Genomic DNA, 13,205 nt, shown 5'->3' on the forward strand with positions numbered 1-13,205 from the left:
CTACAAACTAGGTTCCATTAGTGCCCTCAAACGATACTTAAACATCATCTTGTCTAAAGCTTCCCAAATAATAAACTTGGCATCTTCATAAAAAGAACTGATTTCATCATTTGGCAAGTGTAAAGACGCTATCATCAAGCTTTGAGAAATATGTGCCAAAGACCCTTCAAATAAAATACCAACAAATGGCGAAACAAAACTTTTTTTCGCACATATTGTATTTATATCATCAATCAAACCAAAAAGCTCTTTTTTAGTATTAATACGGGTTTTAAAACACTTCATCAATTGATCTTTGAAATTTGAAATTTCTGATGTATAAAGATCTTCTTTAAAGTCACTAAAAATATCTTTAGAATTTTTACTGAAGTAACTCTTCATTTGTCTAAGTATCTTTTTTTTCTTTATTTTTACTAAATTAAACTCTTCTGGTCGAGTCGGTCTAGCCCCTTCAATATAAGCACCCTCGCCAAGATTCAAAGCCATTTTAGGGGAGAAAGTTTTGATAGCTTGCGTGATTTGGTGTTGAGAAAGTAAAAAAATAGAATCTGTATAAACAGTTTTATCAAAATTTCCTCTGACTAGAAATGCATCAGCAGGCAATACAAACTCTTCTTTACCATAAAATGAAGAAGAAGCATGTTTGCCCATCCCTTCAATATAGCCACAATCTAAACCACACATCAAGACTTCACCACCAAGCTGGCAAGCCAACGCAAAACCTGCATTACCGACAAAAGGAGCACTAAACTCTATCACGCTTTTAGATCCATAAAGGTAGCCACTTGAACTCCCTCCTCGCATAAAAATATAAGCTTCTTTAGCTAGGGCAAGGGCAGAAGGATTGACCATATTTGCACACAACAAAGACGTTTCACCTAAAGGTGCATTTTTAAGCACATCTACAAGATAATCTATTCGCTCAATCTCTATCTGAAAATCAGGTTGAATTCCGTAATCTTTAAGAGGTTTGAGTGCTGTCCCACAACTAAAAATTATCATCCTGTCTTCATTAGCCTTAATAAAAGGCAATAAACTATCCAAACTTGCCCCATTCCCAACGACACAAATAGGAGCATTCACCCTCTTAGGTAAATTCAAAACAGGATTTTTAAGTGATTTGTATGAAAGATTTTTAAACGCATTATCTACACCAATCATCTCATCTTCAAAACTACCCCAACCTCGAGCATTGCTTGCATATTCTTCTTCAATAATCTTTTGGGTCGCATCCAGTTTTGGACTAGAGTAAAGTTTAAGCTCAAGCCTTAAAAAATTATTAGTGATTTTTTTTTGGGTAAAAAAATTACGGATAAAAAATTTGTCTATCAAATCTTTCACAAAAATATAACAACTCTTTGGAGAAGTATTTTCAAAAAGCTTTTCATAATCAACAAAATAACAACTAATCCTAAAAATATCTATATTTTCTTCAAAAATCAAAAGAGAATGAAAAAAAACTCCCCTTTCACGTATGAATTCTAAAAATAATCCTCCAAGTAATCCAAAAATAGTTGTTGAAGGCAAAAAAGATCGGCTCAAATAATATTCTTTAATCCCTCCATGCTTATGCAATAAATCAATAAATTGATTACAAGCAAATCCTGTGATAGAAAGCTTTGATGTATCCATTTTATGCAAATAAATATTATTAGTATGTATCTTCCATTTTGGATTAGAAATAGGTGATTTGGCAATATCCTCACAAACCTCAACCATAGTGTGTTTATTATCATTACAAGGATAAGTCAGTTGATGATTTTTAAGGTGGATAATATTAAACCCTTTTTCATCAAAGAGTAAATTATACTCATCTGGAGGCAATCTCAATGCATCAAAAAGTCTAGGAGAAGTATGATGAAAAAACTCCATATTTTTAGAAAATCGATATGAAATTTCAGACTGAATTTTTTCCTGATCATTGGTTTTTAAAAGCTCTAAAAATGTCATTATAGACCTTAGGATAAATTTTATGTTTTTAATTTTCAATCAAATTATTGCATATTTTGGCAATAGCCTTATCCCAAAAACTATCAGAATCTCAAAAAATAAATAATTTGTATAAAAAATAAAATAATATATTGCATATTTTTATATTTTATATTAAAATTCTGTCTATTTTAAATTTAGGATAGTTTTTTGATATTAGATAAAAGATTTTATATTTTTATTTTAATAAATATCATCATTCCATTCTTCGAACCATTCACTAAAATAAGCAATTATCTTAGAATAGTATTATATAGTTTTATCTTATTATTGGCAATATATTTTCTACTAGATTTTATCAAATCTAAAAAATTAAAAATTATGATTAAAAATATAATCGTTATTTTCTGTATGATTTTAGGTTTCATTGATTTATTTTGTATCTTGAACTTCAACACACCCATTTCAGAAGGTCTTACCGATACAATTTTTGCTACTCAAAAATTTGAAATTGATGGTTTTTTGAAGTTTTATTTTCAAATGGAAAATAACATTATTCTCGTTATAGTTTATACAAGCATTTGTATTGCATTTTTCGCCATTAAAAAAGATTTTATTTTAAAAATAAACAAAAAATTTGCAGGCATTTTTTTAGCTATTGCTCTGCTCATTTTATCAGGATTAGGTATCAAAGATTATATAAGGAATGATAGTTTTCATACAATTAGAAAATTTGCAGAACTCGTAAATATGACTAATTTTATATATTCTTTAAGTCTTAGTGCATACCATACTAAAACTTATATCAAAGAATATCAAACCTATAAATCAAGTCTAGAAGCAAACCTCAAAAACCTTAATAACTACATATTACAAAACGATACAAAAATTTCTAATGTCATCATCATCATAGGTGAGAGTGCTTCAAGAAATTTTATGCATATCTATGGCTATGATTTAGACAATACACCCAATACAGACAAACTAAAAAAGGAGGGCAATTTATTTGTATTTGATGATGTTATAAGCCCTCAAGCACATACATCAGGTGTTTTTGAAACAATATTGAATTTTAGCGATTATGAAAATAGAAAAATACCTTGGTACAAACAAATGAATCTTTTAGATATCATGAAGATAGCAGGGTATAAAACCTTTTGGTTTTCTAATCAAGAAAAAATAAGTGTTTGGGGAAATGCCCCAACAGCTATTTCAACTCGAGCAAATTTTGCCTTTTGGACACATTTATCAAATGGGGTGAGCAATAATTATGATGAAGAATTAATCCCTTTATATGAAAAAAACAAACAACATTTAGGCGATAAAAATTTCATTATTTTTCATCTGCAAGGATCTCACATTCCATACAAAAATAGATTTCCAAAATCATATGCAAAATTCAAACCAAGTGATATTGATACTAAAAAACTGCATATAACACATAAAAGTGACTTAAGAATAGTCGCTGATTATGTGAATTCATTTTACTATACAGATGCAATACTGAATAAAATTTTCAATCTTTTCAAAAACACTGATTCCATCATTTTCTATTTCAGCGATCATGCTCAAGATGTGTTTCAAAGTAGGAATTCTGTCGGACACACTTGCGATAACTATGGAGTGGAAATACCATTTATGATTTTTGTAACTGATGAGTTCAAACACAACCACCCAGATAAAATAAAATCTATAAAATCTGCCCTCAAAAAACCTTTCATGACAGATGATTTCTCTCAATCTCTTTTACCCCTCATTGATATCAAGACAAAAGATAATATCAAAAACAAAGATATTTTTAGTCCTGATTTTGACACTCAACGAAAAAGGATTTATTGCGGGAATATTGATTATCTCAAGCAATAGCAAATACTTCAAAAATCTATCTAGATTATAGATTTTATTTTTAGACCCATAAAAAAGCTTATTTTAAATTTAAATAAAAAATTTTCTATAAGTGCTTAGCAAATAAAATGTTTTCTGGTTGGGATAAAGTCTTAAACTTCTATCCCAACTTGGACTGATAATAGAACAAATCTGTTCTTTAAAGCGGTGTTACTCGTATTTATAACAAGAAGCTAAAGGTGCTTAAATAAGACTCAAACAAATAAATGGTAGTTATAATTGATGTATTCATTATAATGCTTAAAAAATAAAATTTAAGACATGTCTTAAAAGGTTTGAAAAAACATAAAAACGCTCATCAAAATATAAATTTTTAGAACATAAGAAAAATTAAATAAAATTATTTTGTCATAGAATGTTGTTAATGAATACTTAAAAATATGGTTTTAGAGAAAATTGTTTTGTTTTAGAAGGCAAGATTTTAAACTATTTATAAAATCTTTTATAAAAATAAAATATACCTACCAAAAAAATAATACCCACAATATAGCCTGCCAAAATTGAAGAACTCACACTAGCGATAGCAAAACTCATTAATGCTGCTAATGCTGCAGTGCTAGCATAAGGAAGCTGTGTGATAAAATGGCTTTGCACCGAACATCCTGCTCCAGTAGCTGAAAGGATAGTGGTGTCTGAAATAGGAGAAGTATGATCCCCATACACTGCCCCAGCAAGCACTGCAGAAATAGAAAGGATAATATCACCCCCTGAAGCACTCACTACACTCACTCCAATAGGCAACATAATCGCAAAAGTCCCCCAACTTGTACCTGTGGCAAATGCGATGAATCCTGATATTAAAAATAAAATCACAGGCATCATAACAACAGTCCCCTGAGATAAAAACTCTTTGCTTAAATTTGCCAAATATAAACCTGTTTGCATATCATCACGAATCACTGGTCCAATCGCCCAAGCTAAAATCAAAATAAAAATTGCAGGCAACATACTTTTTATCCCTTGTAAAAACATTGGCAAAAAAGAACTTTTGTCTAAATACCTTAAAGAGATAACAATACTTATCACTACAGCAAAAAGACCTCCATAAAATAAAGAAAAAGCAGTATCAGCATTTTTAAGTATATTCAAAATATTGATTTCTTCACTAGCCTTGTAACCTGTCCATAAAAGCATAAAAGCAATACTGAAAATTAAGACAAATACAGGGATTATTATCAACCAAATTGAGCTTGAAGACTGCCTATTCAAATCATTGTCTTGGAGAAAATCAACAACCCCTACATTCTTATTTTTTGACATTACTGGAAGATTAATCTGCCAATAAATAGTCAAAAATACAGCCAAAAGAGCAAACCAAGCATAATAATTACTCCATACACTACTTATCAATACCAACAAACTATCTCCAGTCCCAGCCGTTGAAGGAATACTTGTTTGCATAATCCCAATGATATAAGCCCCCCAACTTGAAATAGGCATCAAAATACATACAGGTGCAGAAGTAGAATCAATAACATAAGCTAACCTTTCCCTCGTAGAATGATTAGCATCATTTAAGGATTTTGAGATTTGCCCTACAGTCAAAGCATTAAAATAATCATCAATAAAAATAACAATACCTGCAATAAAAGCAATAAATTCTGATCCTTTAGCACTTTGGACACGTTTTCTAGCCCATTTTACAAAAGCATTCACAGCACCAGAATAAAAAATCACTTGACTCAAAATACCAAGTAAAATCAAAAAACCAAAAACATATACACTTGAATAATTAAAATCTAAAGTAAGATGACCTTGCTCATTAGTCTGAAGAGTATAAAGGACAGAAGATATTCTTGTATAAACATAAAACAATACCTCAAAAATATTGTCATGATGCATAAAAATTCCACCAATTAGAATACCTACAAATAAAGAAAGTAATACTCTTTTGGTGAAAAAAACCATTAAAATTACACAAATAGGTACACATAAACTCAAGACAGAATCAGCATAATTCATCAAATCCCCCATATTTAGATTTTACAAAAATGGAATCATACCAAAATGTACTCAAGCCTTTTATATTTGTGTTTTTAATTATGCTTTATTGCTTGCCTGCAAATCTTTCATCTGCTGGAGTTCTTTTTTAGCACTTTCAAGCTCGGTCTGTATGAGCTTAAGTTTCATCTCTGCTTTTTTTATCTTAGAAGCTTTGTCTTTCTTTTTTGATTCTTTGAGCTTATCAGTAGCTTCAGAAAATTTTTTCTCAAGTTTATCTACACGCAATTGACTCTCTTTTAGAACTTTAGCATCAGAACAATGATCTTTAAGCTCTTTGAGTGCTTTTTGAAGACCATCAACTTTATCTTTATGCCCATTTTTATTTGCAAAATCTATTTGGGATTGTACATCTTTTGCTTTCCAATCACATATTGGTCCAGCACTTAAAATACTAAGGGCTAAAGCACCCAAAATAATTACTTTTTTCATCTATATTTTCTCCCTAAAAATTTATTTTTTACAAAATTACATAACTATTATACTATAACCTGAAGAAAAAGTAGGTTATGATTTATTTTTCTGTCCTAAGCAAATCTTTCATGCGTAATAATTCTTGTTGTGCTGCGATATATTGCTTATTGGCTATCTCAAGATGAATTTGTGCTTGTCTGATTTTATAAGCATTCCCTTCAATTTGAGCTTGGCTGAAATCAGATTTTGCATTTTTAAGATTATCACGAGTCATCTCAATATTTTGATAGATATCATTAAGGATATCAGAATCCTTGCATTTATCTTTAAATTTTTGGAGATTTTTTTCTAATAAAGGGATTTGTTTATCTAGATGTTGTTTTTTTGCATAAACAAGTTGATATTTCATGTCATTAATTTTATATTCACATATAGGACCAGCATAAACAAAAGATGATAAAATCATCAACAAAAATATTTTCGTAGCATTCTCTAACATTTTTAAGTTCCTTTATAAGGCAACTGAATAAAATTTTTACTTGAATAGTTTTCTAGTATAACAAGAAGTGGATAAATTAAATCTAAAATTTTGTATTGTATTATCGGAGCATCACACAAAATGGCCGGGAGAGAGGGATTCGAACCCCCGGAGGTGTTACCCTCAACGGTTTTCAAGACCGCCGCTTTCAACCACTCAGCCATCTCCCGAAATTTTTAAATACATCAAAAAGTTTTTGGAGGCGACACTCGGATTCGAACCGAGGAATCAAGGCTTTGCAGGCCCATGCCTTACCACTTGGCTATGTCGCCATCTCCAAAAATAGTGGTGCCCGAGGCCGGACTTGAACCGGCACGGAAGCAATATCCGAGGGATTTTAAGTCCCTTGTGTCTACCAATTTCACCACCCGGGCATTCTATCATAAAGTATTTCTTCAAAAACATTTATATTGACTCAATCTGCACAAAAAAATCAAAGTTTGAAAATTGATTTTGAAAGTCAAATGAATGGAGCGGGAAACGGGGGTCGAACCCGCGGCCCCAACCTTGGCAAGGTTGTGCTCTACCACTGAGCTATTCCCGCACATTTTTAGCTAACAACTACAGAAATATCAAGCACGCAATTTTAGCAACCCTTTTTGAAAAAATCAAGCCTAAAAGCAAAAAATTACAAAATTTTATATACAATAAGCATTCTAAAATAAATCAGAGGGATGAAAAGTGAATTTTGAGCCTTATCCATTTGAAAGACTAAAAGAACTCATCAAATCTATCACACCTAAAAAAAAAGTAATTGCCCTTACAATAGGAGAACCCCAATTCCAAACACCAGATTTTATCCAATCTGAACTCAAAAACCACACTGATGAATTACGTTATTACCCAAAAAGTACTGGCGAGGATTACTTAAAAAATGCTCAATTAAATTTTGTAAAAAATCGCTTTAATCTTCAGCTAAAATCTAGTCAAATTATCCCAACTTTTGGAACTCGTGAAACTCTTTTTAATTTCCCTCAATACATCCTTTTTGATACACCATCACCTATCATGGCCCATCCCAATCCCTTCTATCAAATATATGAAGGAGCCGCTATTGCCTCTAGGGCAAAAACTATCTATATGAATCTTGAAAACTCTAATGACTTCAAACCTATTTTAAACACGGAGCAAAAAAAACAAGTTCATCTTGTTATCCTCAATTCGCCAAACAACCCTACAGGTGCTACACTCAGTTTGGAAGAACTCAAAAAATGGGTGGAATGGTCATTAGAATATAACTTTATCTTGCTAAATGATGAATGTTATTGCGAAATTTATGAGTCAAATCCACCTTCCTCAATCTTAGAAGCTTCTTATGCAATAGGGAATAAAAATTTTAAAAATATCTTAGCACTCAACTCAATTTCAAAACGTTCATGTGCACCGGGTTTACGAAGCGGTTTTATAGCAGGAGATGAGACAATATTAAAAGGCTATCAACAATACCGCACCTATTTAGGGTGTGCCATACCAAACCCTCTTCAGAAAGCCAGTGCAAAAGCTTGGGAAGATTCTTTAGAATGTGAACAAATACGAAAAAAATATGCAAAAAATCTACAAATTGCCAAAGAATTATTTCCAAATACAAAAATTCCTCCATATACTTTTTATTTATGGTTATATGTAAGGGATGATATTGATTTTTGCAAAAAGCTTTATCAAGAAGAAGGTATACTTGTTTTACCCGGAACATTTTTAGGTAGACAAGGAGCAGGAAAAGGCTTTGTAAGGATTGCTCTTGTTTATGAAGAAAAAATCCAAAGACTTGCATTAGAAACAATCTCAAAATTTCTCAACTCTTATTTAAAAGGCTCATAATGATTCTCAAAAAAGAGATCAACAAACTAAAAATCCATTTTATTGGTATAGGCGGTATAGGGATCTCTGGACTTGCCAAATACCTCAAAGCACAAGGAGCAGACATCAGTGGTTCAGATATTGTTGAAGCAAATGCTACGAGATATTTAAGCTCAATGGGCATACCTATCAATATCCCTCATAGCCAAGATGCTATCAAAAATCAAGATGTCATCATCCATTCAGCCATCATAAAAAAAGATAATATTGAAATCCAAGAAGCACAAAAAAAAGGAATCCTTATCCTTTCAAGGAAAGAGGCTTTAGAATTCATTTTATGCAATAAAAGAGTTTTTAGTATTTGTGGGGCTCATGGAAAAAGCACTACAAGTGCAATGCTAAGTGCTATTTTCCCTAACTTTGGAGCCATCATTGGAGCTGACAGCAAAGAATATGGTTCAAATGTGAGGGAAATTGAAAGTCAAAGCATTGTTTTTGAAGCAGATGAATCTGACAAAAGTTTTTTAAATTCAAATCCTTATTGTGCAATTGTAACAAATGCAGAACCTGAACATATGGAAAACTACGATCATAATTTGGAGCATTTCTACAATGCTTACAGACAATTTTTAGATTCTGCTTCAATTTGTTGCATTAATGCTGAAGATCCATTTTTGAATACCTTAAATATTGATTGTATAAAGCTCTTTCCATCAAAAGACATCAAAAACATATCCTATATACTTAAAGATGATGAACCTTACACGCATTTCAACCTTAAAGAATTTGGAAAATTTGAAGTATGGGGATTTGGTGAGCATACTGCTTTGAATGCATCTTTAGCAATTTTAGCCGCATTGCCTGAACTTGAAATTGAACAAATTCGTCAAAATCTAATCAATTTCAAAGGCATCAAAAAACGTTTTGATATTATCCAAAAAAATAAGCTCACGATCATTGATGATTATGCCCATCACCCTACCGAAATCAAAGCCACACTTAAAGCAATCAGTATTTATTCAAAACTCAAAAAAGGTGAAAATAAAATCATAGCTATTTGGCAACCTCATAAATTTTCGAGGCTTTTAGACAATTTGGAAGACTTTAAAAAATGTTTTGGGCAATCCTGCGATGAATTGATAATTTTACCAGTATGGAAAGCTGGAGAAAAAGAAATTGATCTGGATATGGAAAATCTTTTTGGACATTATCGTCCAATTTTTGCACAAAAAATCAGAAAAAAAGACAATGATATTGAAGTGATGAGTCAAAATAATGTTATCAAAACGATTCAAGAAGGTATTGTTGTTGGTCTTGGAGCCGGAGATATTACTTATCAATTAAGAGGAGAAAAATAATGCCCTCCATATTAGCGATTTTATTAGTGTTATTACTCACACTTTCTCTTTTGTATTTTATCCTAAGGGATTTTGGTATCATCAAGTTAAAACAAAAAATCATTGCAGTATGTGTGCTTGTTTTGCTTGGTATTTTGGCTGCAATTTATAGTTATTTTCAAAGCAAATCAGATAAAAATGATCTACTACTCCAAACTGCATTTTTAAGAGGAGAATCGCTTGAATGCAATGGCATCATCATCAATAAAGAAAATTTCAATCTAGTAACAGGCACTCTTAGTTTCATTGGGAAAAAAGATAGTGTGATGAATAATATCATGGTTCCTTTGGACAACTGCAAAATCATCACTCAAAGTGAAGAGACTCAAGATTCTATCCCTAAAAATATTGAAGAAGAACTCCAAAGAGACTAATGCAAGAACCTCATCATTATGAATCACTGATTGAAAAGCTTGATTTAAAAGATTTTATTGAGCTTTTTAAAGATTTTTTTGCTCGACCTAAGCCTATCCATTTAGAAGGAGACAGATCAGTTTTAAACTATTTTATCAAAGAACTTGATAAAATAGTTTTCACTCCTCCTTCAAAAATAAAAAATTTAGACAATCAAATTTTACATTTAAAAAAATTTGGTATCTTAAAAATAGAAGAAATTTTTGAATTTATAAAAATCATACGTTACTTTTTATACCTCAAATCATTAGCTAATATCACTGAAGAAATGCAATTATACAAATACCTTCAAAATATCCAAATCCCTCAAAATTTGATAATATTAAGCCAACATTTTGAAAACACCCCTCAAATAAAATCTGGTATTTATGAAGAACTAGACAGTCTGAACCTATCACTCTCTAGACAAAAAACACAAATTTCAAAAAGCCTTCAAGAGATTTTACACTCAAATAAACTTTCCCCCTATCTTGTAGATAAACAAATCCACTACATCAACGGGAATGAAACATTATTGTTAAAATCAGGTTTTAATCATAGTATTAAAGGCATCATCATCTCACGATCTCAAAGTGGATTTTTCTATCTCTTGCCCAATGAAATCTACAATATCCATCAAAAAATTTCCGAACTCAATGACAAACTACAATCTTGTCTTTATGAGATATGTAAAAATATCTCTGCAAACCTAAAAAAAGAATTATCATTTTTAAGCTTTATCAATAAAGAATTTGACAAATTTGATCACCTCCAAGCTAGAGTCCATTTTGCAAAAACTTATAACCTTGAATTTGTTACCAATAAGGCTACTAATAAAAACATTATCCTGAAAGATTTTTCACATCCTGCCCTCACTCACCCAAAATCGATTGATATTGACTTTACCTCTCAACTTTTAATGATTACAGGCGTGAATGCAGGTGGAAAAACAATGCTCTTAAAATCTATAATGAGTAGTATTTTTTTAGCAAAACACCTTTTACCAATGAAAATCAATGCAAACCATTCCAAAATACCCAATTTTAAAAATCTCTTTGCCATCATTGCAGATCCCCAGAATAGTAAAAATGATATTTCTACATTTGCAGGGAGGATGTTAAACTTTTCTCAAATCCTTAATCTTGATGATTTAATGATAGGTGTAGATGAAATTGAACTAGGAACAGATGCAGATGAAGCAGCAAGTCTTTATAAAATACTATTAGAATACTTGCTAGATAAAAATTCTAAAATAATCATCACTACTCATCACAAAAGGCTTGCTGCAATGATGGCACAAGATGATAGAATCCAAATATGTGCAGCTATTTTTGATGAAGAAAAACAAATACCCACTTATGAATTTCTATACGGCAGTATTGGAAAAAGCTATGCTTTTGATAGTGCGAAACGATATGGTATCCCAGAAACACTCATCAAAAAAGCCAAAGAAATCTATGGACAAGACAAAGAAAAACTCAACGAATTGATAGAAAAATCTACCCAACTTGAAATCACTCTGAAACAAAAAACCGCCCAATTAGATGATAAAATTTCTCAATTTGAAAAGAAAAAACAAGAACAACAAGAAATGATTGAAAAAATCCAATCGCAATATGACAAAGAAAAATCTTATTTACAAACTACCTATCAAGAAGCCCTCAATGAGCTTAAAGCAGCAACCAAAGAAAAAGAGCTTAGCAATATACATAAAAAAATCAATCAAGCCAATAAAATTCTAAATACCTTCAAAAAAGAAAACAAATCCATCATGCCCAAACAAGTCAAAAAAGAAATTAAGATTGGAGAAAGAGTCAAATATGGCTCTTCAAAAGGATCAGTGATAGGAAAAAATGCTGATTTATGTCTTGTTGAACTTGATGAAGGACTTAAACTCAAAATACACAGCTCCAAACTCAAAACCATCACCAATCCCCCTCTAACAAAAAATCATTTCAAAATCCAATTTCAAAATCCAAAAAATGCTAACATTAGCATTGATTTACACGGATTGAGGAGCGAAGAAGCCATAGAAAAACTTGATAAATTTCTCTCAGATGCTCTCATAGCAGGTTTTGATGAAGTTATTATTTATCATGGTATTGGCACAGGTAAGTTATCCTTTGTAATAAAAAATTTTCTCTCTACACACCCAAAAGTCATAGATTTTAACGATGCTCCTCCACAAATGGGTGGTTTTGGAGCAAAAATTGTAAAACTATAAACGATGTTTTTGCAAAAAAAGGAAGTTCATGATAAATATCATCCTTATAGAACCTAGAATCCCTCAAAATACAGGCAATATAGGAAGACTATGTGTTGCTGGAAATGCCAGATTACATCTGATACATCCTTTAGGATTTTTCATTGATGAAAAATCACTCAAAAGAGCTGGAATGGATTACTGGAAAAAACTAGATTTTAGAGAATGGGAAAGTATTGAGCATTTTTTCAAATCACATCCAGTTGATAATCAACACTTTTTCCTCACTACAAAAGCGAAAACAAATTATTTTAACGCTCATTTTAACGATGAATGCTTTTTATATTTTGGCAGAGAAGATGCTGGTATTGATGAAAAAATCCTCTTGCAATACACCAATCAAACACTAAAAATCCCAATGACACAAAATACTCGTAGCATTAACCTAGCCACTGCCGTAGGTGCAGTGCTTTATGAAGCAATACGACAAAGCCACAATTATTTAAAATTCTAATGACTGTTTAGCGTTTGAGCATTGACAAATATTTTTTAGGAAAAATTATCTATTTAAAAAACAATAAAATGATTTCTTATGATTCTTTGATAGAAAAACTTTCTAATCATCAAA

Annotated in this window: 10 protein-coding genes and 4 tRNA genes; 6 read left to right on the forward strand and 8 right to left on the reverse strand. The window is 31.3% G+C overall.

The window, feature by feature from the left end; genetic code table 11:
* Positions 1 to 1,950, reverse strand: coding sequence for a 6-hydroxymethylpterin diphosphokinase MptE-like protein (locus BKH44_RS01960; protein ID WP_095269569.1), 1,950 nt, complete (start codon positions 1,948 to 1,950; stop codon positions 1 to 3).
* 360 nt (positions 1,951 to 2,310) lie between these two features.
* On the opposite strand from BKH44_RS01960, the gene BKH44_RS01965 reads away from it, so the two are divergent.
* Positions 2,311 to 3,795: a phosphoethanolamine transferase gene (locus BKH44_RS01965; protein WP_143428286.1), complete on the forward strand. Its 1,485-nt coding sequence runs from the start codon at positions 2,311 to 2,313 to the stop codon at positions 3,793 to 3,795.
* A 465-nt stretch (positions 3,796 to 4,260) separates the two neighbouring features.
* Here the strand turns inward: BKH44_RS01965 and BKH44_RS01970 are convergent, their stop codons facing one another.
* The 7 genes from BKH44_RS01970 to BKH44_RS02000 all read right to left on the reverse strand — a co-directional run bounded on the left by BKH44_RS01970 (position 4,261) and on the right by BKH44_RS02000 (position 7,331).
* A complete protein-coding gene (locus BKH44_RS01970) occupies positions 4,261 to 5,742 on the reverse strand; it encodes a Na+/H+ antiporter NhaC family protein (RefSeq protein WP_095269625.1) in 1,482 nt (493 codons plus the stop codon).
* Positions 5,743 to 5,874: 132 nt separating this feature from the next.
* Positions 5,875 to 6,267: a DUF1090 family protein gene (locus BKH44_RS01975; RefSeq protein ID WP_095269572.1), complete on the reverse strand. Its 393-nt coding sequence runs from the start codon at positions 6,265 to 6,267 to the stop codon at positions 5,875 to 5,877.
* 82 nt (positions 6,268 to 6,349) lie between these two features.
* Entirely contained in the window at positions 6,350 to 6,748 is a 399-nt protein-coding gene (locus BKH44_RS01980) for a DUF1090 family protein (protein ID WP_095269574.1), read from the reverse strand.
* 121 nt (positions 6,749 to 6,869) lie between these two features.
* Positions 6,870 to 6,957: transfer RNA gene (locus BKH44_RS01985), tRNA-Ser, on the reverse strand.
* A 27-nt stretch (positions 6,958 to 6,984) separates the two neighbouring features.
* Positions 6,985 to 7,059, reverse strand: a tRNA-Cys gene (locus BKH44_RS01990).
* Between the two features lie 14 nt (positions 7,060 to 7,073).
* Positions 7,074 to 7,161, reverse strand: a tRNA-Leu gene (locus BKH44_RS01995).
* Between the two features lie 95 nt (positions 7,162 to 7,256).
* A tRNA-Gly gene (locus BKH44_RS02000) sits at positions 7,257 to 7,331 on the reverse strand.
* 137 nt (positions 7,332 to 7,468) lie between these two features.
* Between BKH44_RS02000 and BKH44_RS02005 the strand changes: the two genes are divergently transcribed.
* From BKH44_RS02005 to BKH44_RS02025, 5 genes are read left to right on the forward strand one after another with little or no spacing between them, the layout of a single operon-like run.
* The gene (locus tag BKH44_RS02005; RefSeq protein WP_095269576.1) at positions 7,469 to 8,605 is read left to right on the forward strand and encodes a succinyldiaminopimelate transaminase; all 1,137 of its coding nucleotides are present in this window, start codon (positions 7,469 to 7,471) and stop codon (positions 8,603 to 8,605) included.
* Positions 8,605 to 9,942 (forward strand): UDP-N-acetylmuramate--L-alanine ligase, encoded by a 1,338-nt coding sequence (gene murC / locus BKH44_RS02010; protein WP_095269578.1) that lies wholly within the window; start codon positions 8,605 to 8,607, stop codon positions 9,940 to 9,942. Before BKH44_RS02005 ends, murC begins: the two co-directional genes overlap by 1 nt.
* Positions 9,942 to 10,355 (forward strand): hypothetical protein, encoded by a 414-nt coding sequence (locus BKH44_RS02015; RefSeq protein WP_180674078.1) that lies wholly within the window; start codon positions 9,942 to 9,944, stop codon positions 10,353 to 10,355. The genes murC and BKH44_RS02015 overlap by 1 nt, the downstream gene beginning before the upstream one ends.
* Positions 10,355 to 12,598, forward strand: coding sequence for an endonuclease MutS2 (locus BKH44_RS02020; RefSeq protein ID WP_095269580.1), 2,244 nt, complete (start codon positions 10,355 to 10,357; stop codon positions 12,596 to 12,598). The genes BKH44_RS02015 and BKH44_RS02020 overlap by 1 nt, the downstream gene beginning before the upstream one ends.
* Before the next feature lie 28 nt (positions 12,599 to 12,626).
* Positions 12,627 to 13,091 carry a tRNA (cytidine(34)-2'-O)-methyltransferase gene (locus BKH44_RS02025; RefSeq protein WP_095269582.1) on the forward strand — a complete coding sequence of 155 codons (465 nt, stop codon included), beginning with the start codon at positions 12,627 to 12,629 and terminating at the stop codon, positions 13,089 to 13,091.
* Positions 13,092 to 13,205: the final 114 nt, after the last annotated feature.

This window comes from Helicobacter sp. 13S00477-4 (genome assembly GCF_002272785.1).
Classification (GTDB): Bacteria; Campylobacterota; Campylobacteria; order Campylobacterales; family Helicobacteraceae; genus Helicobacter_J.

Coding starts and splice junctions, on each gene's coding strand:
- BKH44_RS01980 (WP_095269574.1), bottom strand. CDS start 6,748: ATGTTAGAGAATGCTACGAAAATATTTTTGTTGATGATTTTATCATCT.
- BKH44_RS01965 (WP_143428286.1), top strand. CDS start 2,311: ATGATTAAAAATATAATCGTTATTTTCTGTATGATTTTAGGTTTCATT.
- BKH44_RS01960 (WP_095269569.1), bottom strand. CDS start 1,950: ATGACATTTTTAGAGCTTTTAAAAACCAATGATCAGGAAAAAATTCAG.
- BKH44_RS02020 (WP_095269580.1), top strand. CDS start 10,355: ATGCAAGAACCTCATCATTATGAATCACTGATTGAAAAGCTTGATTTA.
- BKH44_RS01970 (WP_095269625.1), bottom strand. CDS start 5,742: ATGGTTTTTTTCACCAAAAGAGTATTACTTTCTTTATTTGTAGGTATT.
- murC (WP_095269578.1), top strand. CDS start 8,605: ATGATTCTCAAAAAAGAGATCAACAAACTAAAAATCCATTTTATTGGT.
- BKH44_RS01975 (WP_095269572.1), bottom strand. CDS start 6,267: ATGAAAAAAGTAATTATTTTGGGTGCTTTAGCCCTTAGTATTTTAAGT.
- BKH44_RS02015 (WP_180674078.1), top strand. CDS start 9,942: ATGCCCTCCATATTAGCGATTTTATTAGTGTTATTACTCACACTTTCT.
- BKH44_RS02025 (WP_095269582.1), top strand. CDS start 12,627: ATGATAAATATCATCCTTATAGAACCTAGAATCCCTCAAAATACAGGC.